At 63.8% G+C, this 25,569-nt stretch carries 21 protein-coding genes; 3 read left to right on the top strand and 18 right to left on the bottom strand.

Translation table 11 applies throughout. The features are described 5' to 3' along the window. Nucleotides 1–56 precede the first annotated feature (56 nt). From murP to ACB037_RS09865, 3 genes are all read left to right on the top strand, one after another. Nucleotides 57–1,511 carry a PTS N-acetylmuramic acid transporter subunit IIBC gene (murP, locus tag ACB037_RS09875; protein WP_371175275.1) on the top strand — a complete coding sequence of 485 codons (1,455 nt, stop codon included), beginning with the start codon at nt 57–59 and terminating at the stop codon, nt 1,509–1,511. A gap of 102 nt (nt 1,512–1,613) precedes the next feature. Continuing rightward, nucleotides 1,614–2,687: a porin gene (locus ACB037_RS09870; RefSeq protein ID WP_371175274.1), complete on the top strand. Its 1,074-nt coding sequence runs from the start codon at nt 1,614–1,616 to the stop codon at nt 2,685–2,687. A gap of 47 nt (nt 2,688–2,734) precedes the next feature. Beyond that, nucleotides 2,735–3,340, top strand: a complete 606-nt coding sequence (locus tag ACB037_RS09865; RefSeq protein ID WP_371175273.1) for a DUF2057 family protein — start codon at nt 2,735–2,737, stop codon at nt 3,338–3,340. Nucleotides 3,341–3,428: 88 nt separating this feature from the next. Here the strand turns inward: ACB037_RS09865 and ACB037_RS09860 are convergent, their stop codons facing one another. The 18 genes from ACB037_RS09860 to ACB037_RS09775 all read right to left on the bottom strand — a co-directional run bounded on the left by ACB037_RS09860 (nt 3,429) and on the right by ACB037_RS09775 (nt 25,537). After that, nucleotides 3,429–4,292 carry an SIS domain-containing protein gene (locus ACB037_RS09860; protein ID WP_010672641.1) on the bottom strand — a complete coding sequence of 288 codons (864 nt, stop codon included), beginning with the start codon at nt 4,290–4,292 and terminating at the stop codon, nt 3,429–3,431. A gap of 32 nt (nt 4,293–4,324) precedes the next feature. Further along, a complete protein-coding gene (tldD, locus tag ACB037_RS09855) occupies nt 4,325–5,773 on the bottom strand; it encodes a metalloprotease TldD (RefSeq protein ID WP_323926909.1) in 1,449 nt (482 codons plus the stop codon). A gap of 57 nt (nt 5,774–5,830) precedes the next feature. Continuing rightward, on the bottom strand, nt 5,831–6,637 hold the full coding sequence (locus ACB037_RS09850; RefSeq protein ID WP_371175272.1) for a carbon-nitrogen hydrolase family protein: 807 nt from the start codon (nt 6,635–6,637) through the stop codon (nt 5,831–5,833). Between the two features lie 185 nt (nt 6,638–6,822). After that, nucleotides 6,823–10,722 (bottom strand): YhdP family protein, encoded by a 3,900-nt coding sequence (locus ACB037_RS09845; protein WP_371175271.1) that lies wholly within the window; start codon nt 10,720–10,722, stop codon nt 6,823–6,825. Beyond that, nucleotides 10,723–12,192 carry a ribonuclease G gene (gene rng, locus ACB037_RS09840; protein WP_010672637.1) on the bottom strand — a complete coding sequence of 490 codons (1,470 nt, stop codon included), beginning with the start codon at nt 12,190–12,192 and terminating at the stop codon, nt 10,723–10,725. A 79-nt stretch (nt 12,193–12,271) separates the two neighbouring features. After that, a complete protein-coding gene (locus ACB037_RS09835; protein ID WP_010672636.1) occupies nt 12,272–12,859 on the bottom strand; it encodes a nucleoside triphosphate pyrophosphatase in 588 nt (195 codons plus the stop codon). A 52-nt stretch (nt 12,860–12,911) separates the two neighbouring features. Then, on the bottom strand, nt 12,912–13,397 hold the full coding sequence (mreD, locus tag ACB037_RS09830) for a rod shape-determining protein MreD (protein ID WP_010672635.1): 486 nt from the start codon (nt 13,395–13,397) through the stop codon (nt 12,912–12,914). After that, nucleotides 13,397–14,305: a rod shape-determining protein MreC gene (mreC, locus tag ACB037_RS09825; protein WP_029313545.1), complete on the bottom strand. Its 909-nt coding sequence runs from the start codon at nt 14,303–14,305 to the stop codon at nt 13,397–13,399. Before mreC ends, mreD begins: the two co-directional genes overlap by 1 nt. 41 nt (nt 14,306–14,346) lie before the next feature. Continuing rightward, nucleotides 14,347–15,387, bottom strand: a complete 1,041-nt coding sequence (locus tag ACB037_RS09820) for a rod shape-determining protein (RefSeq protein ID WP_005308111.1) — start codon at nt 15,385–15,387, stop codon at nt 14,347–14,349. 216 nt (nt 15,388–15,603) lie between these two features. Next, nucleotides 15,604–19,950 (bottom strand): DUF6701 domain-containing protein, encoded by a 4,347-nt coding sequence (locus ACB037_RS09815; protein WP_371175270.1) that lies wholly within the window; start codon nt 19,948–19,950, stop codon nt 15,604–15,606. 25 nt (nt 19,951–19,975) lie between these two features. Then, entirely contained in the window at nt 19,976–20,440 is a 465-nt protein-coding gene (locus ACB037_RS09810; protein ID WP_069652312.1) for an MSHA biogenesis protein MshP, read from the bottom strand. Continuing rightward, on the bottom strand, nt 20,430–21,287 hold the full coding sequence (locus ACB037_RS09805; RefSeq protein ID WP_336582842.1) for a type II secretion system protein: 858 nt from the start codon (nt 21,285–21,287) through the stop codon (nt 20,430–20,432). The genes ACB037_RS09810 and ACB037_RS09805 overlap by 11 nt, the downstream gene beginning before the upstream one ends. Further along, nucleotides 21,287–21,859 (bottom strand): prepilin-type N-terminal cleavage/methylation domain-containing protein, encoded by a 573-nt coding sequence (locus ACB037_RS09800; protein ID WP_264817999.1) that lies wholly within the window; start codon nt 21,857–21,859, stop codon nt 21,287–21,289. Before ACB037_RS09800 ends, ACB037_RS09805 begins: the two co-directional genes overlap by 1 nt. Then, entirely contained in the window at nt 21,846–22,325 is a 480-nt protein-coding gene (locus ACB037_RS09795; RefSeq protein WP_201969622.1) for a Tfp pilus assembly protein FimT/FimU, read from the bottom strand. The genes ACB037_RS09800 and ACB037_RS09795 overlap by 14 nt, the downstream gene beginning before the upstream one ends. A gap of 64 nt (nt 22,326–22,389) precedes the next feature. Next, on the bottom strand, nt 22,390–22,848 hold the full coding sequence (locus ACB037_RS09790) for a prepilin-type N-terminal cleavage/methylation domain-containing protein (RefSeq protein WP_041214309.1): 459 nt from the start codon (nt 22,846–22,848) through the stop codon (nt 22,390–22,392). Nucleotides 22,849–22,867: 19 nt separating this feature from the next. Continuing rightward, complete coding sequence (locus tag ACB037_RS09785; RefSeq protein WP_041212210.1) at nt 22,868–23,527, bottom strand: type II secretion system protein; 660 nt, start codon at nt 23,525–23,527, stop codon at nt 22,868–22,870. Nucleotides 23,528–23,603: 76 nt separating this feature from the next. Further along, entirely contained in the window at nt 23,604–24,062 is a 459-nt protein-coding gene (locus ACB037_RS09780; RefSeq protein WP_041214307.1) for a hypothetical protein, read from the bottom strand. Nucleotides 24,063–24,316: 254 nt separating this feature from the next. Further along, nucleotides 24,317–25,537, bottom strand: a complete 1,221-nt coding sequence (locus ACB037_RS09775) for a type II secretion system F family protein (protein WP_043154386.1) — start codon at nt 25,535–25,537, stop codon at nt 24,317–24,319. Between the last annotated feature and the right edge of the window lie 32 nt (nt 25,538–25,569).

Here is a 25,569-nt window from a genome sequence, read left to right as displayed (position 1 = left end):
TAACGAGAACAGGGTGCCAGGCACCCTGCTGACACCACAGACTGACTGGGTTCTTTATGGCAAAAATAACTGACACCATGATCGGCCAGATCATCCAGGCCATCGGCGGCCGGGACAACATCACTCACTGCGGCCACTGCATGACCCGATTGCGACTGAGCCTGGCGGACAGCCTGCATGCGGATCGCGATACCATCAAGCGCATCGCCGGCGTCATGGGGGTGATTGAGAGCGACAACCAGTTCCAGATCGTGCTGGGGCCGGGCAAGGCCCAGACCGCCTGCGAGCTGATGAACGACATGCTGAGCGCAGGACTGGGGGCGCTGGAGGCTCCGGCTGCGGCCCCCACCGAGCTTGGCGACATCGCCTCGGCCAACAAGCAGGCACTCAAGCAGAAACAGAGCAGTGCGGCCCACCGCTTCCTGGCCAAGTTTGCCACCATTTTTACACCACTGATCCCCGGCTTTATCGCCGCGGGGCTGCTGCTCGGCTTGGCCACCCTGATCGAACAGACCCTGCTGCAGGACGGCGCAGCCACCGGCGGCATGCTGGTGGAGCTGGTCGGTTACATGAAACTGTTCAGCAAGGGATTGTTCAGCTTCCTCAGCATTCTCATCGGCTACAACGCCCAGAAGGCGTTCGGCGGCTCCGGGGTCAACGGTGCCATTCTGGCCTCCCTGTTTGTGATGGGCTATGACCCCCAAGCCACCAGCGGCATCTACTCAGGTATCACCGATTTCTTCGGCCACCACATTGATCCCCGTGGCAACATCATCGGGGTGCTGATCGCCTGCATCATCGGCGCCTCGGTGGAACGCCAGGTGCGTCGCTTCATGCCGGACAGCCTCGACATGATACTCACCTCCTGCATCACCCTGCTGATCATGGGGGCCGTCACCTTCGTCCTGATCATGCCCCTGGGGGTGCAGCTCTACAACGGCATGTCCTGGCTCTTCATCCACCTCAACGGCAACCCGTTCGGTACCGCCATCCTGGCCGGTCTGTTCCTCATCTCGGTGATGTTCGGCATTCACCAGGGGTTCGTGCCCGTTTACTTCGCACTGATGGATGCCCAGGGCTTCAACTCCCTGTTCCCCATCCTCGCACTGGCAGGGGCCGGCCAGGTCGGCGCCGCCCTGGCGCTTTACAGTCGCGCAGCCAAGGACTCCCTGCTGCGCACCCAGGTCAAGGGCACCATCATCCCCGGCCTGCTCGGGGTCGGTGAGCCGCTCATCTACGGCGTCACCTTGCCGCGGGTCAAACCCTTCATCACCGCCTGCTGCGGCGGATCGCTGGGGGGGTTCGTGATCGGTCTCATCTCCTGGATGGGCCTGCCGGTCGGTCTCAACACCGTGTTCGGCCCCTCCGGCATCGTCGCGCTGCCGCTGATGACCTCGGCCCAGGGGATCTTCCCCGGCATGATGGTCTATGGCCTCGGTCTGGCGGTTGCCTACTTCGGCGGTTACCTCTTCACCCTGCTCTTCGGCTGCAAGAACGTCGATCTGAGCTAACCCTCTCTCCTCTATCCAGCTGGCTATCTGGCCCCGAGCAATCGGGGTCACGGCTTCACTCACCCCGGCTCTGGCACAAGAGCCCACACAGGAAAGACAACAATGAAACAGTCCATGCTAGCCCTGGCCATTCCTGCCCTGTTTGCCGTCGGTGCGGCGCAGGCCGCCGTCATCTACCAGGCCGATGACGGATCCAACGTCGATCTCTACGGCCGCCTCGGCTTCAACGTCTCGGACAAGAAGAACGGCAACAGCCAGGGGGACTTCGACGGTCGCATCGGCTTTACCGCCCGCCAGACCGTCAACGACCAGGTGGCCGTGATCGGCATGGCCCAGTACCAGGTCAATGCCGCCGAATACGCCAACAACGTGCAGAAGAACAGCAGCGACCTCACCGCCCGTTACGTCTGGGCCGGGATCGATGGCGGCGAGTGGGGCAAGGTGACCGGTGGCCGGGTCTCTTCCGGTCTCATCATGTTCACCGACATCGGCGATGTGTTTGCCGCCTCCGATGTCTCCATGGCGCGCCAGGCCAGCAAGGTAGACTCCACTGCGGTCCAGGTGTTCCGCCAGGACGGTACCCTGCAATACCAGAACACCCTCGGCAATCTGGATGTATCGCTGGCCTACATCCTCGGCAACGGCACCTCGGATCTCGACTACGGCTACAACGGCGCCCTGCGTTACACCTTCGACCTCGGCGCGGCGGGCAAGCTGGCACCGGTCATCGCCTACCAGCAGAGCAAGGCGGCCCAGACCGATGCCAGCAAGGTGGATCCCGACGCCGACCAGTACCGCTTCAGCGGCATTGGCGCCCGCTACACCCTGGGTTCGCTGATGCTGGGCGCCCTCTACGCGAAGGATCAGGTTAGCTATCGCAACGGCCGGGCAGAAAGTGAGGACAAGGTATGGGAACTGACCGCTGTCTACGACATCAGCCAGAAGTGGGCAGCCCGCGCAGGCTATCGTCACCTCGACAACGACGGGGGAGACGGCATGATTCTACGGGATACCACCCTGGAGCTGCAGTACAAGCTCACCCCGCGATCCTCCCTCTACAGCGCCTACGTGTTCCGTGATGGCGAGGATGGCCTGGCTAACAACACCATCACCAGCTTTGGCGGCAGCAGCAACAGCGAGAGCTTCTACCACCTCGGCCTGCGCTACGAGTTCTGATCCCCTGCCGGCCTCTGGCCGGCATTTTCTTTCTGTTGGAGCTCCCCATGATCCGCCTCCTGTTCCTCTTCATCCTGCTGCTGCCCATGACCCTGTCGGTCCAGGCCGCCCGGCTGGAGCTGGCAGACACCCTCGTCCTGCTGGCCTCATCCCGGGGCCAGGTCTCCCCCTTCGAGCGAGCGCTCACCCTGCCCGCTGGCGACACCCGGCTGCTGGTACGTTTCGACAGCCCCCTCGACCCCGGCTCCACCAACGAGAGCCAGGGGCGCGTCCGCTCCGCCCCGCTGCTGCTGACCCTGACCCTGCCGGCCAGCGGCACCCTGAAACTGACCACTCCGCCGCTGGCCGGCTCCCGGGCCATTCGCCACTTTGCCACCCACCCCAGCCTGCGGCTTGAGACCCCCGAGGGTAGCCACCCCCTGTCGGCAACCACCCTCCCCCGCAGCCAGGACAGTCTGATGACGGATTATCAGGCGCTGCTGGCCCGCTACGACGCACCGGCTCGCGCGGCCATCACTCCGCCGCCCGCCACCCTCGCCCAGCCCGCAACCACCCCGGGCGCCGTGCCCGTCGACCCTGAACTGCAACGGCGCTACCTCGCCGCCGACGAGGCCCAGCGCAAGGCCTTCCTGCGCTGGGCTCTCGCCCTCTGAGCCGGCACTGGCCCATAAAAAAACCACCCGCAGGCGGGTGGTTTTTCTTTCTCGGCAGGTCTCGGCGTCTGTTGCAGCCGGGCCCGCGTCACTCCTTGTTGAGACGGTCGATGGCGTCCCGCGTACCATCGATGAGGGCCCAGGCCTGCTCGTCACGGCGCTGCACCAGACCGAGGAACAGGATGTCGGTGATGGTGTTCTGGGCGGTACGCGACGAGATGGAGGAGATGCGCAGCTCGTTCTCGTCGGCCACCGTGTCCAGCACCATGTCGGCCATCTGCCGCAGAGGGGTGTTGCGAAACGAGGTGACCGCGATCAGGGTGGCGCCGTTGCGCTTGGCCAGCTCGGCCGCCGCCAGCACATCCCGGCTGGCGCCGGAATAGGAGACCACCAGCTGCACGTCCCCCGGGCCCAGGGTCTGGGCGATGGAGATCTGTACGTGGCTGTCCTGGGCGAACAGGGTGGTGACCCCGATCTTGAGCAGCTTGTACCAGAGATCCTTGGCGGTCAGCGCCGAGCCGCCGATCCCCACCAGCTGGACCCGGCCAGCCTGGTTGATGACGTCCAGCACCCGCGCCAAAGTGGCATTGTCGAGCGCCTGGGTGGTCTCCACGATGGAGTTGATCTTCTCCTGGGCCAGCTTCTTGGCCATGGTCTCCAGATCGTCGTCCCGGCCGATGCCGTTGTAGAGATCCCCTACGTTGTCGGTCTTGATGGCGTGCTTGCGCCCCAGATCCTCGCTCACCGCCAGCTTGAAGGCGGTGAAGCCCTTGAACCCGATCTTCTGGGTGAACTTCACTATGCTCGACTGGCTGACGTCAGCCTGCTGAGCCAGCTCCTGGGAGGAGAAATGGGTCACCTGCTCCGGGCAAGCCAGGATGTAATCGGCGATCTTGAGCTCGCTGGGGGAGAGCTGACTGCGGATATTGGAAATTTTCGACAGGGTAAGCATGGGTTCTCTCTGCAGCTTGTTCTGCGGCGCCCTTACTGGGTGCCGCCCACGGTGAGCTGATCCAGCTTGAGGGTGGGCTGGCCGACACCGACCGGCACGCTCTGCCCCTCCTTGCCGCAGACCCCGACCCCGCGATCCAGCGCGAGATCACGGCCCACCATGGAAACCTGGCTCATCGCCTCGGGGCCGTTGCCGATCAGGGTCGCCCCCTTGATGGGCGCGGTGATCCTGCCATCCTCGATGAGGTAGGCCTCGGAGGCGGAGAAGACGAACTTGCCGGAGGTGATGTCCACCTGGCCGCCGCCGAAGTTGGGGGCGTAAATGCCCTTCTTCACCGAGGCGATGATCTCCGCCGGATCGTACTGACCCGCCAGCATGTAGGTGTTGGTCATGCGCGGCATCGGCAGGGCGGCGTAGGATTCGCGGCGGCCGTTGCCGGTGAGCGGCACCCCCATCAGGCGGGCATTCTGCTTGTCCTGCAGGTAACCCTTGAGGATGCCGTTCTCGATCAGCACGTTGTAGCCCCCCGGCGTCCCCTCGTCGTCGATGGAGACGGAGCCGCGCCGACCCGGCAGGGTGCCGTCATCGACGATGGTGCAGTGTTTGGAAGCCACCTGCTCGCCGATGCGCCCGGCAAAGGCGGAGGAGCCCTTGCGGTTGAAGTCCCCCTCCAGACCGTGACCCACCGCCTCGTGCAGCAGCACGCCGGGCCAGCCGGCACCGAGCACCACCGGCATGGTGCCGGCCGGGGCGTCGATGGCCTCCAGGTTGACCAGCGCCTGGCGCACCGCTTCGCGCACATAGCCAAACGCCCGGCTCTCGAGCCCGTCCAGCTCGAGGAAATGGTCGTAACCGAAGCGGCCACCGCCTCCCGCGCTGCCGCGCTCACGGCGCTCCCCCTTCTCGGCGATGACGGTCACCGAGAGGCGCACCAGCGGACGCACGTCGGCGGCCAGGGTGCCATCGGTGGCGGCCACCAGGATCTCTTCATAGACGCCGCTGATGGAGGCCATCACCTGATTGATGGCGGGATCCAGGCTTCTGGCGAACTTGTCCATCTGCTCCAGCAGGGCAATTTTCTGCTGCTTGTCGAGGGTCTGCAGCGGATCCAGCGCCGGGTAGAGCAGGTTTGCTTCGGTGCGAGCCCATGCTTTTACCTTGCCGTGAGCACCGGCGGCGGCGATGCCGCGAGCGGCAGTCACCGACTGTTGCAGCGCCAGCAGGCTCAGCTCGTCCGAGTAGGCGAAACCGGTCTTCTCGCCGCTGACGGCGCGCACCCCCACCCCCTGATCGATGTTGTAGCTGCCATCCTTGACGATGCCGTCCTCCAGCATCCAGGACTCGTGCCAGCTGCGCTGGAAATAGAGGTCGCCGAACTCCACCTGATGGCTCATCAGGCTGCCGAGCAGCTGTTGCAGCCGCCCTTCGTCGAGATCGTTCGGGGCCAACAGGGAGGCACTAACCTGGCTCAATAGACTCAAATCTTTCTCTCCACTCTCATGCGAGATGTCGTAACGGTTAAATCCACGGCCGCGGGCTCACAACAGGCGGGCGTGTTCCAGCACCGGCATGGTGCGTTTCAATTCATCGACCAGGGCCCCATCCAGCGGCGCCAGCACAGTGCCCTGCCCCGACGCCCGACAGGCCAGCACCCGGCCCCAGGGGTCGATCACCATGCTGTGGCCCCAGGTCTGGCGCCCCGTCTCGTGGGTGCCCCCCTGGTTGGCGGCCACCACGTAGCACTGGTTCTCGATGGCACGGGCCCGCAGCAGAGGCTCCCAGTGCGCCTCGCCGGTGACGGCGGTAAAAGCGGCAGGCACCAGCAGCACCCGGGCACCGGCCCGGGCCAACTGGCGGTACAGCTCGGGAAAGCGCAGATCATAACAGATAGAAAGGCCGAGGGGACCAAAGGGGGAGTCCACCAGCACAGGCTGATCACCCGGGCTGAAGGTCTCCGACTCCCGGTAACGGCCGTGATTGTCCGCCACGTCCACGTCGAACAGGTGGATCTTGTGGTAATGCCCCTTGAGCTCGCCGTCGGGATCGAACACCAGGGTACTGGTGTGGATGTGGTCGGCACCGGCGATGGCGGTGGGCATGGCCCCGGCCACCAGCCAGATGCCGTGGGATTTGGCCCAATCAGATAGTTGCTGCTGGATTGGGCCATTTCCCAATGGCTCTGCCCCGTCCAGATACCCCTGCCGCTCGCCAAAGAGGGCGAAGTTTTCCGGCAGCAGCACCAGCAAGGGGCGCTCCCCCGGCAGACTCGCCAGCTCGGCGGCGATCCGCTCCCGGTTATCCTGCCAGGTACGACCCGATATCAACTGCATGGCGGCTAGCCACATGACGCGCTCCTTCTGTTGGGCGAGCCGGTGGCAGAAGGCCTCCTCGGCTCACGGGGCAATATCCGCACTCATCTGTTGGGCGAACCGGTGACCGGTGACACAAGGCCTTCTCGGCTCGCGGGGCAATATCTGCACTATGAGGGGTTTGGCGGCCGGGGGAAAGTCCCCCAGCCCGGTGCATGCCCTCAGCGCTGACCCGAGCCCTGGTGCTTGGGATCGAGCAGGAAGGGGGTGACCTCCTTGGCGGGCAGGCCGGGCGCCACCGCATCCACCGCATCCTTCTGGTGCTGGTTGAGCTTGATGCGGGCGCGATCCCGCCCCGCCTCCACCAGCCTGGGGGCGTCCAGCGGGCCGGAGACCCGAAAATCGATGCGGGTCACCACGTCCACCACGGGCTCCAGCAGCTTGGAGAGGGCCAGCACATAGAGCCCGGTGATGGGGGTCAGGGAGAAGGCCGCCACCACCGGCAGGGTGCCTCCCAGGTTGGGGGAGAAGCTCAGATCAAAGTCGAGCCGCCAGCGCACCAGATCCGCGATGCCCTTGCCCCGCAGGTTGCCCGCGGCGCCCTTCATGTAGAAGTCGTTGTTCTCCACCACCCCCTGATTGACCTTGGCGGAGGCGGACATGGACTCGAAATAGAAGCCCTTGTCGAAGACGTCGCGAAAATCGAGGCGCAGCTTGCGCATCAGGGAGTCGAGGCTCAGCAGGGAGAGCAGTCGGGCCCCCTTGTCGTTGACCTCCCGCAGGGTGCCTCCCTCCAGCTGGTAGTCGGCACTGCCCGCCAGAGTCGGCAGGCTCAGGCGGTAGGGCACGTCACGCCAGTTCAGATCCAGCGCCAGCTTGCCCGGGGCATCCCCGATGGGCGAGGTGTAGCCGAGCCGCTTGAGCAGCAGCTCGCTGTTGCGGGTCTCGAGGTTCACCCTGGCACGGGTCTGCATCTGGCTGCCACGGGCCAGCCACTCGGCGCTGCCGCGCAGGGTGCTGCCCGCCAGGCGCATCTCCAGTCCCTTGAGATCCAGCCGGTTGGCCCCGGGCAGCAGCTCCCCCTTCACCTCACCCAGGGGCAGCTCGCCGAAGCGGCAATCCACGCAGCTGAAGGTGAGCCAGGGAATGGCATTCATGATGGCCCTGTCCTGGCGCTCATCGGGATCCGGGCTGAGATCGGTCCCCTTGCCGGACCAGTAGATGCGGGCAAACTTGGCATCGATGGGGCGCCCATCGGCCACCGGCACCCGCACCACCCCCATCACGTCGGGGCTGTCGATCATCACCTCGGTGGCCTGGTTCACCGGCCCCAGGGTGAAGTGCACCGCCTTGAGGCTGGCACTGCCGATGTCGGCACGGGCCAGCTGGCCATCCACCCACCACTCCTGGGGCAAGAAAGAGGGGCCCACCACCGCATTGTCACTCGGCGCCGAACCGACCGGCAGCCACTGCTTGAGACGAGCCAGCCAGCCGGCCACGTCCGCCTGCTGCTGGTTGATGGCGAGCAGCATGGGCTTGTCCTGCATCACCCGCGCCCCGGGCTGGCCGATGTTGACCCGCACCCGGCTGAGGTAGGGGACGCCGTCGCCGTACACCAGGCGGCTCTGCATGTCGATGTCCGCCCCCAGCACGGCGCGGATGTCGGCGCTGCCATCCCGCCCACGGGCCGTCACCTTGAGGGGCAGCCGGGTACCCGCCGCCTTGGTCAGGGGCACGGGCAGATCCAGCCCCATGCCCTGCAGGTTGGAGTCCAGCGCCAGCTGGAAGCTGAACGCCTTGTTCTCGGGCAGGGTCAGCCCCAGGGTACCCGACCAGTTGCTGCGCCCCTGGAGCATCTCGAGGGCCGGTATGTCCCGGCGCTGGCGGCGGCTGTCCCACTGCCCCTGGAACTTGAGATCGGCCTGATAGCCGTGGGGCAGTTGCCGCCCCTGATAATCCAGGGTCAACGGCTGGTTCCACAGGCTGGCCTTGAGGTTGTGAATGCGCGTCTGCTCGTTGTCATACTCGAGCGTCCCTGCGACCCCGTCGAGGGGCAGATCCAGGGAGGCGATCCTCACCTTGTTGTCCTTGAAGCTGGCTTCCCCGCTGGCCTTGACCTCCCCCTCGCCATCCAGCGGTATGTCAAGCTTCACCGTACCCTTCATGGGGCCGCGGATCTCCACCTCCCGCAGCGCCTGACCGACGGATCCCCCCAGCGGCGAGTCCTGCAAATAGTCGCTGATGGCCTTGCCCTCGCCCTCAACCTTGGCATCCACGTAGAGGTGAGCCCCCGGATAGAGGTCCGGGATCCAGGCGTGCACCGAGTCGGAGCTGGCCTTGCCGAGCTGGGTGGCGCGGCTGTTCATATCGAGGCTGGCGTTCTGGAACAGCAGATCGATCTGCAGGTCGGTCAGCGGCTGCCAGCCCGGGAAAAACTCGTAGGTGGCCTGTTGCAGCGGCACCGCCACCTGGAAGACGCCCTTGCCGTTGTCGTAGGGGAAGTCACGGAATTCGCCGTACCAGAGCAGGTCGGCCCCCTTGGCCTTGCCCCCCTTGATGGCGCCGCTCAGGTAGCTCACCAGCCCCTCATCCATCACCGCCAGGGGGTAGTAGCGATCCGCATGGGCCGCGTTCTTGACGTCGATGCGCCCGGTCAGGGCGAGGAAGGGGTGCTCGAACAGCTCGAGGCGAAACCGGCTGGCGAGGCGCAGATCCGGGTTCTCCAGAGCAATGTCCTGACCATAGAGCACCCAGCCTTGCGGCGCCCGCCACCAGTCGAGGGCCGCACTCAGGCTGTCCACCGGGATGGGTTCCTTGAAGTGGCGGGCCGGATCCACCTTGCCTTTGCCCAGGTTCAGGCGGGCGCGTCCCCCGTTCGGGGTCAGCCAGAAGTCGCCGTCCAGCTTTTGCAGACCGGGCACATCGTGCCAGGCCCGGGTCTCGAAGCCGCGCAGTTGCCCCTGCACAGAGAGCCCCTGCCAGTCCCCGTCGGCCTGCAGGACCAGCTCCTGCAACTGGCCCCTTGGCCGGGTGCGCTTGAGGGTCTCGGTCAGCTCGGGATAGAGGCCGGAGACCAGCTGGCTCAGGTTGGCAATCTGGTCGAGATCGATGGCGGGTACATAGCCCTGGATGCGGGAGCCGACCCGCTCGAGCTGCAATCGGCTCTGCAACCAGGTCGCCCCATCGAGCTTGAAGGTGACGTCGTGGCTGGCGAGCTGCCACTGCTCGCCATCCCGGCGCAGCTGGATCTTGCCGCCCCGCAGATCGAGCCGGTGCGGCTCCCCCTTGATCTCGTCTTTCCAGATCAGGTGGTTGTTGCCAAAGGCCAGCAGGGAGTTGCCGAGCCTGCCCTTCTCGAACTCGCTCCAGAGCTGGAAGTCGAGCTGGCCGCTCACCGGCGGCGCGCCGGCGTGGATCCGGGCCAGCATGGGGCTGATGTCCAGCTCGCTGGCCCCCAGATAGAGCTGGCCCTTGAGGCGGTCGAGCCGCACCTCGGGGGCATCCACATCGATGATGAGGTCCAGGGTGCTCTCCCCCACCCCGTTGATGAGATAGGCCTTGCCGACCCCCTGATGCCGCTTGCCGCGGTTCTGCCAGCGCAACTGGGCGATGTCGAGGGCGCGCACCTCCCCCAGTGCCGTGGTGAGGCTCAGGCGAGTGTCGTGAATGTCGAAGGTGGAGAGCTGGGTCAGCAGGAAGCGCAGCAGGGCCTCCTGCTGGTTCGCGCTCTTCCCGCTGACGGGGGTGGCGGGCTGGGTCATGTCCAGCGCGATGTTGCCGTCGCTCAGGATCAACTGGCCAAACACCGGTCTGAGTTCGTTGAGGGAGCGCCAGAAGTCGAGGTGGGCCCACACCTTGCCAAGGCGCAGGGAGAAACGCCCCGAATCGGGGGCGATGGCCAGTCCTTCCAGCCCGATGGCCGGGCCGCGGGGAGTCCACTCCAGCCCGACGTGATCCACGCTCACCTCGAGCTGACTCTCCCCGAGCAGGGTCCCTATCACGGCCGCCCGGTGCTGGTTGAGCAAAGGGCCGCCCAGTCGTACCACGCTGACCAGAACGGCCAGCAGCACGAAGAAGACTCCGAGGGCCAACCAGCCCCGACTCAGCCAGCGATAGACCAATTACATCATCACCACATCGAACTGTTCCTGCCCACAGAGCGGCTCGGAGACCACCCTGACCTGCTTGCCGATGAAGACTTCCAGCTCCGCCAGACTGTGGGACTCCTCCCCCCGCAGGTAATCGGCCACCGAGGGGGCCGCATAGACGGTGAACTGATCCGCGTCGTAGGCGCGGTTGACCCGGATGATCTCCCGCAGGATCTCGAAGCAGACCGACTCCACCGTCTTGACCCGGCCGCGCCCCTTGCACTCGGGGCACTCGGCGCAGAGCACGTGCTCCAGGCTCTCCCGGGTGCGCTTGCGGGTCATCTCCACCAGCCCGAGCTGGGAGAAACCGTTGACGTTGGTCTTGGCCCTGTCTTTGGCCAGCGCCAGCTCCAGGCTGTGCAGCACCCGGCGACGGTGATCCTCGGACTGCATGTCGATGAAGTCGATGATGATGATGCCACCGAGGTTGCGCAGGCGCAGGTGACGGGCGATGGCGGCAGTGGCCTCGACGTTGGTGTTGAAGATGGTCTCTTCCAGATTGCGATGGCCGACGAAGGCCCCGGTGTTGATGTCCACCGTGGTCATGGCTTCGGTCTGGTCGATGATGAGGTAGCCGCCGGATTTGAGCTCCACCTTGCGCTCCAGGGCCCGCTGGATCTCGTTCTCCACGTCGTAGAGATCGAAGATCGGCGACTCGCCAGTGTAGTACTCCAGCTTGTTGGCAAGCTCGGGCACGTACTCCTCGGTGAAGCGCTTGAGCTGATCGAAGCTCTGGCGCGAGTCGACCCGGATCTTGTCGAGCTCGGCACCGACGAAGTCACGCACCACCCTAAACGCCAGGCTGGGATCCTCGTAGAGGATCTTGCAGGGGGGATACTTCTGCTTGCGCTCGAGGATCTTGCGCCACAGGCGCTTCAAGAAGGCGGCGTCCTGCTCCAGCTCCTGCTCCCCCACCCCTTCGGCGGCGGTGCGGATGATGTAGCCGCCCAGTTCGTCCACATAGCCGGCCACGGTGCGCTTGAGGCGCTCGCGCTCCGCCTCGGATTCGATGCGCTGGGAGACCCCCACGTGGGCACTGCCCGGCATGAAGACCAGATAACGGGATGGCAGGGTGATGTCGGTGGTGAGGCGGGCTCCCTTGGTACCGAGCGGGTCTTTGACCACCTGTACCATGATGTCCTGCCCCTGGCGCACCAGTTCGGCGATGTTGCCGGCCTGGAACTGCTCCTTCTCCTTGATCGCCACGCACTCGGTATGGGGGACAATGTCGGAGGCGTGCAGGAAGGCGGCCTTGTCCATGCCGATGTCGACGAAGGCGGCCTGCATGCCGGGCAGCACGCGGCTGATCTTGCCCTTGTAGATGTTGCCCACGATGCCGCGCTTGGCCTGACGCTCCACATGCACTTCCTGCAGCAGACCGTTCTCGACCAGGGCGACCCGGGTTTCGGAGGGGGTGACGTTTACCAGCAGTTCTACCGACATAAGTTACCTTGCCTTTCTAGTTTTGAATTCTGGCACGACGAACAACGGGTAACTCAGCAGCGCACTGCTGACGAGAGGATTACCGGGTCTGCTCGAGGTGCTGCTTGATCAACAGGTCCGTCTCCAGCAGGGGCAGGCCGACCACGGCACTGTAGCTCCCCTCGAGGCGACTGACGAATTTGCCGGCAATGCCCTGGATGGCATAGGCGCCCGCCTTGTCGCACGGCTCGCCGGTGCGCCAGTAGGCTTCGATCTCGGCCTCGTCCAGCTTGCGAAACGCCACGTTAGTGGTGACCAGCCGCACATCGCACCGCTCCGGGGTGGCCAGGGCCACCGCCGTCATCACCTGATGTACCCGCCCGGAGAGGGCTTCCAGCATGTCCTTGGCGTCCAGCAGGTCGGAGGGTTTCTCCAGCACCCGCTCCCCCAGCACCACTATGGTGTCGGCCCCCAGCACAGGCAGCGCCGTGGGCGCCGCGGCCACACCGGCCATCGCCTTGTCGCGGGCCAGCCGGCAGACGTAATCCTGGGGCTTCTCACCGTCGTTGCGCAGCTCCGGCACATCCAGCTTGAGGACCTCGAAACGGTAGCCCAGGCGGGTCAGAAGCTCATGCCGGCGGGGGGAGCCCGAGGCGAGATAGAGTTGCAGTTCGTTGTGCTTGTTCATACTTCACTCAATGAGACGATGCGCAGTTACAATGCGTTGTTTTTATTCACATTCACTTGATATTGAAGCGACGCCGCACCTTGCGCAAGACCATAAAAATCCAGGGCCATATTAACATCGTCGTCAACGTCGACCAAAAGTAGGCGAAGTTGAGGCTGGCCCGGCTGAACAGATGCTCCGCCCAGAACACGGTGATCTTCCCCACCAGGGAGAGCAGACCGATGATCAGCGCCTGCTGCCAGAGGGAGAAGTTGCGGATCTTCTGGAACTGGAAGGCCGCCAGGTAGGTGGTGATGGCCATGGCCATGGCCCGCACGCCGAGGGTGCTGCCGAGCAGCACGTCCAGCAGCAGGCCCGCCACCCAGGCGGTGCCGACGTTGGTCCGGTGCGGCAGCGCCAGCGCCCAGTAGATGAGCACCATGGCGAGCCAGTCCGGACGGAAGGGTTCGAATTGAAAGGGAAGCGGCAGGATGGAGAGGCACAGGGCCAGCAGGATCGAACACCAGATCCAGATCCTGCCGCTGGCGGGTTGCAGCATCAGCGCGTCGCCCCCGCCGCCGAGGTTGCCGTGGCCGCCGAGGCGCTCGCCGCAGGCTCAAGGGCATCCTTGTCGTGTACTTCCGGTTTCTTGTCGGTCCACAGCAGCAGCAGGTAGCGCAGACGGTCCAGCGCCACCAGCGGCTTGGCCTCGATCTGGGCGAAGGGCTTGCCCTCCACGTAGTCGGAGCGGGTCACGGTCGCCACCGGATAACCTTCCGGGAAGCGGCCGCCCAGGCCCGAGGTGACCAGCAGATCGCCGACCTGGACGTCGGTGTTGCGGGGCAGGTTGCGCAGCTCCAGCTTGTCCAGCTCGCCGCTGCCGGAGGCGATGGCACGCAAGTCGTTGCGCAGCACCCGCACCGGGATGCCGTGGCTGGAGTCGGTGATGAGCAGGACGCGACTGGTGGTGGAGCCCACGTGGAGCACCTGGCCGACCACCCCCTGATCGTTGATCACCGGCTGGCCGTTGTAGACGCCATCCAGCGCCCCCTTGTTGATCAGCACCTGATGGCTGAAGGGGTCGGAATCCACCGACAGCAGCTCGGCCACCATCTTGCGGGACTCCTTGTGTACCGGCGACCCCAGCAGCTCGCGCAGACGCTGGTTCTCGTGCTCCAGCTGATCCATCTTGAGCAGGCGCGAGCGCAGGGTGAACAGTTGCTGCTCCTGCTGCTTGGTCTGCTCGATGAGATCGGCGCGGGTCTGCACCTGGGTCGACATGGTGTCGAGCAGGGTGCCGGGGGCGTTGGCGATGTATTGCAGTGGGCTCACCAGGGAGCTCAGATAAACGCGGACATGGCTGAACACACCGAAGCGGGAATCCGCGACGATGGCAGCGACGGAGATGATGACGGCGAGAAACAACCGTAACTGAAGCGAAGGGCCTCTACCGAAGATGGGTTTCATGAGTCGTCAAAAAAGAGCCGGCGCTCGGCCGGCTTTGGGTCTTATTCGTAGTGGAACAGATCGCCACCGTGCATATCGATCAGCTCCAGCGCCTTGCCACCGCCACGGGCGACACAGGTGAGGGGATCTTCAGCCACGACGACCGGGATGCCGGTCTCTTCCATCAGCAGACGGTCGATGTCCTTGAGCAGGGCACCACCACCGGTCAGCACCATGCCGCGCTCGGAGATGTCGGACGCCAGCTCGGGCGGGGACTGTTCCAGCGCCACCATGACAGCGGAGACGATGCCGGACAGCGGCTCTTGCAGCGCTTCCAGGATCTCGTTGGAGTTCAGGGTGAAGCTGCGGGGCACACCCTCGGCCAGGTTGCGACCGCGCACTTCGATCTCGCGCACCTCTTCGCCCGGGTAGGCGGAGCCGATCTCGTGCTTGATGCGCTCGGCGGTGGCTTCCCCGATCAGGCTGCCGTAGTTGCGACGGACGTAGCTGATGATGGCTTCGTCGAACTTGTCGCCACCGATACGGACGGACTGGGAGTAGACCACGCCGTTCAGGGAGATGATGGCCACTTCGGTGGTACCGCCACCGATGTCCACCACCATGGAACCGGTCGCTTCGGAGACCGGCAGGCCGGCACCGATGGCGGCAGCCATGGGTTCATCGATCAGGTAAACCTCGCGGGCGCCGGCGCCCAGAGCGGATTCCTTGATGGCGCGACGTTCCACCTGGGTGGAGCCGCAGGGTACGCACACCAGCACGCGCGGGCTGGGGCGGAAATAGTTGTTGTCGTGAACCTGTTTGATGAAGTGCTGCAGCATCTTCTCGGTCACGTAGAAATCGGCGATCACGCCGTCTTTCATCGGGCGAATGGCGGAGATGTTACCCGGGGTACGACCCAGCATCTGCTTGGCGGCATGACCGACAGCAGCGACCGATTTGGCGTTCCCGCGCTCTTGGCGAATGGCGACAACTGAGGGTTCGTTAAGGACGATCCCTTGATCTTTTACATAGATCAGGGTGTTGGCAGTTCCCAAGTCGATCGACAGATCGTTGGAAAAGACGCCTCTGAGCTTTTTGAACATGGCTACGGGAAATCCTAAGAATTTGGAGGTGCAGAAAACCGGCTAACTTTACCAATGCCCACCCCAATGGGCAAGCGCTCAAACTGTCGCCAATCAATCAGGCGCGACAAAAATGCGAGTCATCACTCACCCGCTCAGGCCGACAAACACTACGAAACAAGGAGATAAGACGCCACTGTACAGCAATGCGTCTATCTCCCCGTGTCAGCCCGGGTGTCAGGGCATCACTTCGCGGCGATAAATAATCCGATCATTGCCCCGATCCCGACCAAAAATTGCCTCCCCCTGCAGATGACCCGTCGTGGCGGGATCCGCCAACCAGACGGGTTGGGATGGCTGTTGCTCCAGCACGATCCGATAGGGAATGCGCACCGCCTGATTGGGCGGCGCGAAGTGGAACCGGGTCTCGCCTGCGTCGAAACCGACCTGAGTACCGCCCGGAGCCACATTGCCGAGACCAAGGCGAATGCGGGTACCGTCTTTGAGGATCAGATCCCCCGTCGCGGAGTCATAGCGTTGCTCCGCATCGGTAAAGACGATACCACCTCCCGCCAGGGAGATCTGGGTACAGATATCTTGCGAATTGGCTCGCCTATCTTGCGAATTGGCTCGCCACAGGCCCCCTTCGAAATATTGCACCTGCAGGGGCAGCGCCAGCGGGGCGCTATCGACCCCCTGACGGGTGCTGGCGAGCAGCCGGCCGTAGTAGGCGATCATGGTATCGTCCGATCCCTTCGGAATGGAGAGCTGTTTGGCGGTGCAGTTCACCCCGCTCTGGCAAGTGCCGCTGACGGACGGATTCATGTTCCGTCCACTGAGGAAGCTGGTCTCAGGAGTCTCACCGTCCGTCACTCTGAGCCCTAGTCGCAGGAGCGGCAAGGGCTCTTCCGGTGCGGTCAGGCTAGGGGTCAGTTCGCGCAGCCGCATAAAGCGGGTTTGACCTGACTGCTTGCCTGTTCCTTCGGTCCAGCTGGCGGCCAGTGGCGCCAGCCGAGTGGATCTGTCCACCCCGTCCTGATTGTTGGCGGCCACCAGGGTGAGGGCCCCTCTGGCAAAGGCATCACGGTAGTTCCTCGTGACACTCCCTTCCTTGTTGCGCGCCTCCACCACAGTCTGTACCCCGAATGGCTGGCTCATATAACTGAAACCACCGCAGGCCGGGGTGACGGTACCGCTCGTCATGTTGAAGTCCCAGGGTACGAAGCGCCCCAGCGGCACGCTGGTGGCGGGAGGGATGGAGTAACCGAAATAGCCCGTTGATACTGTGCTTCCCTCTGGCGACGTTGCCACCGGTGGCGTCGCCTTGATCCTGAAGACCCCGACCTCATTGAGGCTGAGGGCGGGTGTATTGAGGCTGGCACTGGCTGCAACATGGCTGTACCTGGTTGGGGTGACCTGGGCGGCCACACCACCCTGAGGGGCCACCAGCTCGCTGGTCAGGGCGATGTCGGACAACACGAAGTTGGGGGTGGTGCCATTGCCGGTGCAGATATCCCCATCGCTGTCGCTCTGCCACGCCATGGCCTGGATATTGAGCGAGAAGCTGTCTCCCGTCCTCTTGAACACAGGGCAGGTGATATCCCCTGCCGCACAGGTCCCCTGGGTGGGCGTGATGCAGAGCCCTACCGGGCGGCTGACGAACAGATCCGAGCCCGTCATCACCAGCCCTGCGGTATCCCCGCTGCCATCGTGGCGGGCATTGAGTCGCATCTGACCCGCATCCGGATAACTCACATCCTTCAGCGTGGTTTCGCCCAGCTCATTGAAATAGAGATCCATGGCAGTGGGAGCCCCCGCCGTGGTGGCTATGGCTGTCTTATCAATCCTTATCTGGCTGCCAAAGAGATTGGTCGCAGGCATGTTGTAATCACTCCAGAACGTGATTCTTTTAGTCTGCTTCTGAAAACTCGGCACGCACAGCTGGCTCGTGTTGTCCTTCCTGACCGCCGTCATCACTACCTGTTGTGGTTTGTTGGCCAGGGTATCCGGCACATTGAACAGGAAGCCGCTGTCGGCAAAGCTCAAGGTACAGGCGGCGGCGCTCAGGGCACCACTGCCGGCGCGGCACAGGGTGGTGCTCAGGGGTTTGGTGGACGGCGTCGAGCCGCTCACTCCCACTGTGATGGCCGTCGCCAGATTGTTGCGCAGCTGCAATTTGGCGGTGCCGTTGCTGAAATTGACGGTGGCGGTGTTGCCGTTGTAGCTCACCTGGCTGTCGGCTATCCAGCCGTTGCTGCCATTCTTGAGGGGGGTCAGGATGGCGCTCACCGGGTCCGTGAACAGTTGGCTGCAACTGGCGTTGGCGCAGGCCCGTATGACGAGGGTCTCCGGGTTGCAGGTCAGGGCCTGACCGGAGTGATCGAACTCGAAGTGATCGATCTGGGTGCCCACCGGATTGGATTTGAGGGCGCAGATCCGGACGTTGTCGAGCTCATGGTGGTTCGTCACAGAACCGGTGGAGCCGGTGAGCGACAGCAGGAAGTTGGCGGGCACCGCCGCCTGCCCCGTCTGGTTCACCATATTGATGGGCCCCACCAGCATGGTGTAACCCGAGCCCGTGTTCCGCTCAACCGACGCAAGTGAACTGCCGGCAGTGCGCGAGTCAATGGTGATGCGGTAACGATGGGGGCGGTTGCCATTGGTTCCGCTGTCCACTGCCGGGCTCAGGTTGCTCGCCGTTCCCGCCAGATAGCGATAGCCCGAGGTCCCCGAACTGGCACCGGAGCCACGAATGGAAACGGCCTGAGGACGAGACCCGGGATTATAGGAGCCCCCCTCGTTGGCATAGTTGCCGTATTCGTCGATACCGACACCCATCCAGCCACCGGCAAAACCGCTGATCCCGGTCTTGAAGCCATAGCCCAGCGGGCCACCGAAGGCGCCGGGCTGGGGCGTGATCGTCGCATCGGAGAGCACCACCGCCATCCCGTCCGCCCCGCTCGAGCCGGAGGTCTTGTAGGCATACTGATCAAACTCGATAGTCACCAGATTGCTGGCCCCCGGGAAGAGGCGCTGGAAGGTCGCAGAGGTGGCCTGGTTGGTCGTATTCTGGGTCAGCCGCAGGCGACCGTTTTGCAAAGAGGGCAAGGTACTGCCATTGCGTTGAGCCACCACCCAGTCGCTGCCAAGGGTGCTGGCAGAGAAGTCGTCGCTGAAACAGGTCAGTGGGTCTTCACACATGCCCGGCCAGTCGCCGTTGAAGGGCTCGTGGATCACCTGGCTGTTGTTGGTCATGGAGACGTTCACCGCCGACACGGCGCCGGTCAGCACGGCCTGGCCACTCATGGCCAGATCCCCGGCGTTCACATAGAGAATGGCGTTGAGCTTGGTATTGCCGCTCATGGTGACCTTGCCGAAGTGATACATCATCAGGTCGTTGGCCTTGCCCCCGGCATTGACCTCCATCTGGTCGCTCAGGGCCAGATCGCTCTTGATGTACAACCTCGCGGCACTGCCGCTGTCAAAGATCAGCTTGTCGTTCTGACCGAGCTCCATCTTGTCTATCCAGTGGTTGCCGCCACGAAAGTAGAAATTGATGTTGGAGGTGCTCTGGTGTTTGAACGTCTTGAGGTAGCGGGCCTGCAGATATCCGTTGAGGGTGCCGTTGCCACTCACCTCCAGGGTCTGGTGAAGCTGGAGCGTCAGGTCGCTGCGACTCCCTGCGGCGGAGATCCGGCTCTCGTTTTCCATCTTGAGCCCATAGACGGCGAGGGAGCTCTGCCCCTGGAAGGTCATGGCACTGTTGCTCTTCATCCCCAGGCTTTTGATAAACCAGTCCCCTGCCCCCATGAGCACGCTCTGGCCACTGGCAGAGACCTCCATGGTGACCTTGTCCAGGTAGTGCGGCTGGAAGACGGCAGTCCCGGTATTGCCATTGCCCGAGACCTCAAGGGTGCTGTAGACGGTGACCCTGGCGTCATTGAGCTTGCCCTGACCCGTCACCGTCAGATCGTTCACATGAAGATCTCCCGACCCGGTGACGCCACTGTTGTAACCATTCTTGATGGTCATCTTCTGGGCATAGACGGTCGCACCGTTGAGGTTGAGCATCGCCCCTTCGCTGATAGACAAGGTATCGAAGCGATAGGTCTGGCCCGATTTCAGGGTCGCCACGCAGCTGTTGCCCCCCCACGAGGCGTTCTTGTAGTCACCGGCAGCAGGAGAGGTGGTCCCGTCGCAAGCGAGATCATTTTTCCCGCTGTAGGAGGGGAAGCCCCCCGGGTTGGCCGGAAACGCGTCGGGATCGCTGATGAAGGTCACATCCTTGAGCACACTGGCAAGGGTGCCGCTGACGTTGCAATTGGAGACCCAGGTGCCGTTGTTCCAGAAACCACCGTTGTTGCAGTTGGCGTTGGGCTGGATGTTTTTGGTCAGGAAGGGGTAACTGGCCCCCACAGTGGTGCTGATGATCTTGCTTTCATTGTTCATGCTCAGCACGCCGGGGGAGGCGTGGCTCTGCACCGGGAAAAGGAAGGCTTCGGTACACTGGCTGGCGGCCTGCACCGAGGTGGATCCCAGCAAGATCCACAACAGGGCGCCGCGAAGAGGCTGGCTGGACTTCATGGGGTCTGGCTCCTTGGCAGGGGGCTCATGGCGTCACTCCATCAAAAGCTTCCGCCACCAGGGTGCGGCTGACGGCAAAATCGGGGTTCGGGCCGCTGCCGGCATCGGGTTGGCCACAGCGCCCTTCACTGCTGAATCGGTATCCGGTTTGGGTCCCGCCGGCCGCACTCACCGGCACCTTGTTGCAGGTGACGATGGCCTGACAGCCCGTCAGTCCCGCATCGGTGAAACTGAGACTGGTGCTGGCGGCGCATTGCTGCCCTTGCCACTGGCCATTGGGATAGAGTCGATAGAGGGCAATTTCCAGCCCGCTCTGGGCCGCCATCAGGGCACGCACACCGCGCACCTCCACCGTGTGCTTCTCACTGCTGTCCACCAGGAAACGCCCCATGGCCGCCGCCAGCAGGGCCATGATGACGATGACGAAGAGGGCGATCAGGATGGCGCTGCCCCGCTGAGACCTCACCATGGAGGGAGTGTCAGGGCGCATTGAGGGTCTCCAGCTTGTGGTGGAAGACGACGCGCTCGTCGCGCTGCTCGAACTCCAGCCGCAGCCCCACCTCGCTCTGGTTGAAGGCGGCGGGTTCCCGATAGAAGTAATAGGCGGCGGGACGGATATGCTCCGCCATCAACCGGGTGGTCTCGCTGCTGCTCAGGGTGTCGTCGAGGGACTTGGCCATGCGCCAGAGGTTGCCCCCTCTCACGCAATAGAGCACCTGCTGATTCGCAAAATAGATGCGCTGGCCCGGCGAGTCCTTGGCGAGCGCACCAGCCAGGGTCAGCGGCACGGCCCCGGAGACGGGAGTTCCTACCTCGGTCACTCTGGCAGTGCAACGCCCCTGCACACACCCCTTGTCCAGCGTGATGGTACTGCCAGAGGTCGTGTCAGGCAGCGGATAGATGATGGCCGTATCTTCCTTTGCCGGCATGGTGACAGGCTCGACGATGCGAAGCACGGTGCTGCTCGCCGTCTCCAGGTAGCGGCCAGCGGTAGCGATGGGCCAGAACCGCAGACAGGCCCCCTGCTCCTGGGCACCGCCCCCTTCGTCCTCGACCCGCACCGAGCCGGGGACCGCGTCGCGCACCTCGCGGTTGAGCCGCTCCAGGGCGAAACGGGCATCGCTCATCAGCTGCTCGCGGCGGCTGGCATCTCCGTAAATCTGGGTGCCGATACCGATAAACTGGCTGGAAAATGTCGCCATCACTCCGAGCAGCAGGATCACCATCACCAGCTCCACCAGGGTGAAGCCCCCCTCACGCCCGAGTCGGGCGCGGTCACGGGCGAGTCTGGCGCATGGGTATTCCCACGCGGCATCACGGGAATGTGGCTTGCCCATCAGTAGTTCCCCCGATAGAGGCCGAAGACCAGCTCACTCCCGTCCGGCAGGCGCACGGTCAGGGTGATGCGCTTGCCGATGGACTCAGCCCCCTCCCCCGCGCTGCCAAAGAGGGTATCCGGCACCACCGCGATCTTCACCTGGTAGCGCCGATACTCCTCTTCGCTGCTCGCGGCCGAGGCCTGAGTAAAGTAGCTGGCGTCCACCCAGCGGCCTGCCGTGTCGAAATCGTCCACATCGTTGAACTGGTAGGGACGGGTCTCGCCGCTGTCCGGGCCATAGCTGGCGCTGTCGGTGCAGGCCGGGTAGGCCACCGCCAGGCTTCCTGCCGTCTCGCCGCAGCGAAAACGGCCGCCGTTGTGATCGGAATGCTCGTCGAAAGACTTCTCCAGCATCTCGCCGAGGATGCGCTGGGCGAGCTGGGCGGCGCGTACCTGCTGCACCGGGTCCACCGCCTGGGGAGCCTGATTGACAAGCAGCCCCAGGATGCCGGTCAGGGCGACGGCCAGCAGCACGATGCCGACCACGAACTCGACCAGGGTGAAGCCGCGGCGCGCCTTAGGGGATCGCATGGATATAGCCTTCCGGCTCTATGCGCAGCCGGGCACTCTCCTGGCCGCTGCTGACTGCCAGTTCGCAGCCGTTGATGCAGCCAGGCCACAGGGGCCTGCCGCTGCGCTTGTCGAAATGGAATGTCCCCTGGGGGGAGAGTTGCAGGTTGCCGGACGCCTGAACCAGGCGCCCGCGACTCTGCTCATTCCCACTCCAGCCCGAAATGGGGGCAGGCGCACAGCTCGCCCCGGTCAGATGGCCAAAACGCCCCGCCTCCAGCACCAGCTGGGTGCAGCGCGCGTCCCCTTCCTGCATGTTCATGGTCTGCACCAGCCGCAGCCGGGCCACCAGCTCGTCACGCAGGGTATGGGTTTCAAAGCCGCCTTTGCCCAGCCATTTAGGCACGGCAAAGGCGGCCAGAATCCCAAGCAACAGGATCACGATCACCAGTTCAATCAGGGTGAAACCATCACTTCGTGCCGCCATGACACAGCACTCCTTGGGAGGAAGATGGAGAGAGACCCTCTCTCCATCTTGATTGAAATTGACCTTACTTACAGGCCGTCACTTCAGAGGTCGGCAGGGATACCGAAGTAGCCTGGGTATAAGTGACGAAGCAATCGGTCGCGGTGGAGGAAGAAATAGCGGCCGGGAAGATCAGAATGCTGCTTGCACCGGAAGTTTTATAGCTCCAGTCACCAGAGCTCAGCTCGAGCACTTTGGAAAGATCATCCTGGGTTGCCTTGGGGTAACCAAACGCGATCCCCACGTTGACACCATTGCCTATGTCCAGCGTTTCGGATTCGGCAGCGTCTTTACCTGCAATGACGGCTTTGCTGTACACCATGGCGCCAGCAGAATTCAGGGAGCCCTCAACGCCTTTCAGGGTAGAAGTGCGCGCATCATCCTGCAGATTCAGGAACTTGGGTGCGGCGGTGACCGCCAGAATGCCCAGAATGATGATCACGATGACCAGTTCGATCAGGGTAAAGCCCGATTGCTTTTTCATTACGTCTTTCCTCGGTTTATCAATTGATATGGGTGGTCACCTGGCCGGAGGCCGGGCGATAACTGAAACTCATGAACGCATCCGTGCTCCCTTGCGGATCCTGATAACGTCCATCACTTCCCTTGCTCAGGCTGTTGACCAGATAGTAACGGCAGACCGAATCCAGTCCATTGTTGCTCACCGTGGCATAGAACTTCAGGTCATTGCCGCTACCGCGCACCTCGTCAAAGCGGGCAGTAGCCTTGGGAGGATTCTGCAACAACCCCTCCCAAATATTGAGGCAGCGGGCCGCCGTCAGGCTGGCCGGATCCACATCGGGCGTGCCGCTTGCCGCCGTGTCCATGGGATACCCGGGAGAGAGCTCGCCATTGCTGACCTGACTGTCGGTCGGCGTGGTCAGATAGAAACGCGAGCCGTCATAGAGCACGGTGTTGAGCCCATCCTGCCTGGCGCGCCCTTCGGCCTCCCACTGGGCACGCACCAGGGACACCCCGGTGGCGAAACCGCCGGACACCCCTTCCACGCTCGCCTTCTTCGCCTCGTCGGTCACATCGAGAAAACGGGGCAAGGCGGTGACGGCCAGGATCCCCAGGATCACGATGACGATCACCAGCTCAATCAGGGAAAAACCGGCCATCCGGCCAAGCGCCCGAACGGGTCTCACTCTCTTTGCTGCCATGCTGCCTCCGTAATGGTCCGCATTATTTCATGCGGATAGAAAAAAATCATGTCAATGAAATACTTGAAGCACCCAATCAGGGGCGGGCCACCACCCGGCCATCGGTGAAGCTGTAGTGCAGCCAGTGCCCTTCCTGGCCGAATTCACACCCGCCGCCCCCTTCGCTGGCAAGGGCTTGCCAGGATGAGAGCCCCTCATCGTGCCCCAGCAGGGCGAGCCAGAGCTGACGGCAATCGGCCGATGGCGACTGGCGCGGCAACACCGCCAGAGGCCAGCCCCGCTCATCGAACTGCCAGGCTGTGCCCTCGGCATGGAGCACCGACGGACGCCGCTCGTCGAGCCAGCGTCCGTGCAGGCGCTGGGCCCGCTGTGCAAACTGCTCACCGAGCAGGCTGGCGCTGATGGCCAGCGCCTCTTCCCTGTGATTGCGATAGCTCATGACCAGGGTCGTGACGATGACCGCCAGCAGGATAAAGACGACGACCCGCCGATATCCCCCCAGCCAGTGCTCATCCTGCTCGGACTCTCTGCTCATGCTCTTTTATACCTTGTTCTCTGTACCCGGCATGGGCGGCATCCGGATGACCGTGAAGATACTGCCTACTGGCCGCGCACCGCTCTCATCATGTCCCACCATCAGAGGAGTGAAGATGCTGACCCCTGTCACTGACCGCGAACAACTCTCATCGTGTCCCACCATCAGAGGTGTGAAGATGCTGAACCCTGTCACTGGCCGCGCACCGCTCTCATCGTGTCTCACCATCAGGGGAGTAAAGATGCTGAACCCTGTCACTGGCCGCGCACCGCTCTCATCATGTCCCACATGGGAGTGAAGATACCCAGCGCCAGCACCAGTACCATGACCGCCACTATGCCGATGAGGATGGGTTCGATGCGGGCGGTGAGGCTCTTGAGGTCATAATCCACCTCACGCTCGTAATACTCGGCCGCTTCGTGCAGCAGCTCGTCCACTTGACCGGTCTCCTCCCCCACCGCGATCATCTGCATCACCAGAGGGGTGAAGAGGCCGCTGGCCCCGGCGGTGCGCAGCAGGCTCTCCCCCCGCTCGATGCCGCCCCGCATGTCGCGGATCTGCCCCGCCATCCAGGCGTTGTCCACCGCATCGGCCACCAGGGTCAGCGCTGTGTTGAGCGGCACGCCGGCCTTGAGCATCATGGAGAAGCTGCGGGCAAAACGGGCAAGCAGGGAGCGCTCTATGATGGAGCCGACGATGGGCAGCCGCAGCTGCCATCTGTGCCAGGTCAGCCTGCCTTTGGTGGTGGCAACCCAGCGTCGCCAGCCGACGACGGCGCCCACCAGGATGGCGAGCAGCAGCCACCAGTAGTGAACGAAGAAGTGGGAGGTGGCCAGCAGGATACGGGTCGCCAGCGGCAGCTCCACCCCGAACTTGGCAAACATCCCGGCAAAGACGGGGATCACCATGATGTTGAGGATCACCATGGCGACGGCGATGGCAATCAGCACGAAGGTGGGGTAGCGCATGGCGGTCTTGATCCGCTTGCGGGTCTCCAGCTCCAGATCGAAATAGTTGGCGAGCTGCAGGAAGGCCTCCTCCAGCTGACCCGTGTTCTCCCCCACGTGGATGATGGCCACGAAGAGGCTGCTGAACACCTTCGGGTGCGACTGCATCGCGCTCGACAGCGGCCGGCCGTTGGCCAGATCCTCCCCCAGGGCGTGAAGCGCCCGCTTGAGGGGCTTGCTGTGGGCGCTCTCCTCCAGCCCCGCGATGGCGCGCAGGATGGGGATGCCTGCCCGGGTCAGGGCATACATCTGGCGGCTGAAGACCACCAGCTCCTCCAGCTTGACGCTCCCTTCCAGCAGCAGCGACCAGTCGATGCTGGCAGACCTGGCCTTGCCGGCCTTCAGCTCGGTGGGCATCACCCCGCGGCGCATCAGCTGCTCGGCGGCGGCCAGTTCGCTCACCGCTTCCACCACACCGCTGACGGCCTGGCCCTGGCTGTCACGCCCCTTGTAGGCAAAACGGTTCATGGGCGACCCCGGCAGAGTGATTCAGTACGATC

Source organism: Aeromonas sp. S19(2024) (assembly GCF_041402625.1).
Taxonomy (GTDB): domain Bacteria; phylum Pseudomonadota; class Gammaproteobacteria; order Enterobacterales; family Aeromonadaceae; genus Aeromonas; species Aeromonas caviae.
The sequence above is the reverse complement of the archived record's forward strand: the minus strand, read 5'-3'. Positions and strand labels throughout refer to the sequence as shown.

Bases quoted from the DNA above. Each gene is read 5' to 3' on its own strand.
- murP (WP_371175275.1), top strand. From the start codon at position 57: ATGGCAAAAATAACTGACACCATGATCGGCCAGATCATCCAGGCCATC.
- ACB037_RS09870 (WP_371175274.1), top strand. From the start codon at position 1,614: ATGAAACAGTCCATGCTAGCCCTGGCCATTCCTGCCCTGTTTGCCGTC.
- ACB037_RS09865 (WP_371175273.1), top strand. From the start codon at position 2,735: ATGATCCGCCTCCTGTTCCTCTTCATCCTGCTGCTGCCCATGACCCTG.
- ACB037_RS09860 (WP_010672641.1), bottom strand. From the start codon at position 4,292: ATGCTTACCCTGTCGAAAATTTCCAATATCCGCAGTCAGCTCTCCCCC.
- ACB037_RS09850 (WP_371175272.1), bottom strand. From the start codon at position 6,637: ATGTGGCTAGCCGCCATGCAGTTGATATCGGGTCGTACCTGGCAGGAT.
- rng (WP_010672637.1), bottom strand. From the start codon at position 12,192: ATGTCGGTAGAACTGCTGGTAAACGTCACCCCCTCCGAAACCCGGGTC.
- ACB037_RS09835 (WP_010672636.1), bottom strand. From the start codon at position 12,859: ATGAACAAGCACAACGAACTGCAACTCTATCTCGCCTCGGGCTCCCCC.
- mreD (WP_010672635.1), bottom strand. From the start codon at position 13,397: ATGCTGCAACCCGCCAGCGGCAGGATCTGGATCTGGTGTTCGATCCTG.
- mreC (WP_029313545.1), bottom strand. From the start codon at position 14,305: ATGAAACCCATCTTCGGTAGAGGCCCTTCGCTTCAGTTACGGTTGTTT.
- ACB037_RS09820 (WP_005308111.1), bottom strand. From the start codon at position 15,387: ATGTTCAAAAAGCTCAGAGGCGTCTTTTCCAACGATCTGTCGATCGAC.
- ACB037_RS09815 (WP_371175270.1), bottom strand. From the start codon at position 19,950: ATGAAGTCCAGCCAGCCTCTTCGCGGCGCCCTGTTGTGGATCTTGCTG.
- ACB037_RS09810 (WP_069652312.1), bottom strand. From the start codon at position 20,440: ATGCGCCCTGACACTCCCTCCATGGTGAGGTCTCAGCGGGGCAGCGCC.
- ACB037_RS09805 (WP_336582842.1), bottom strand. From the start codon at position 21,287: ATGGGCAAGCCACATTCCCGTGATGCCGCGTGGGAATACCCATGCGCC.
- ACB037_RS09800 (WP_264817999.1), bottom strand. From the start codon at position 21,859: ATGCGATCCCCTAAGGCGCGCCGCGGCTTCACCCTGGTCGAGTTCGTG.
- ACB037_RS09795 (WP_201969622.1), bottom strand. From the start codon at position 22,325: ATGGCGGCACGAAGTGATGGTTTCACCCTGATTGAACTGGTGATCGTG.
- ACB037_RS09790 (WP_041214309.1), bottom strand. From the start codon at position 22,848: ATGAAAAAGCAATCGGGCTTTACCCTGATCGAACTGGTCATCGTGATC.
- ACB037_RS09785 (WP_041212210.1), bottom strand. From the start codon at position 23,527: ATGGCAGCAAAGAGAGTGAGACCCGTTCGGGCGCTTGGCCGGATGGCC.
- ACB037_RS09780 (WP_041214307.1), bottom strand. From the start codon at position 24,062: ATGAGCAGAGAGTCCGAGCAGGATGAGCACTGGCTGGGGGGATATCGG.
- ACB037_RS09775 (WP_043154386.1), bottom strand. From the start codon at position 25,537: ATGAACCGTTTTGCCTACAAGGGGCGTGACAGCCAGGGCCAGGCCGTC.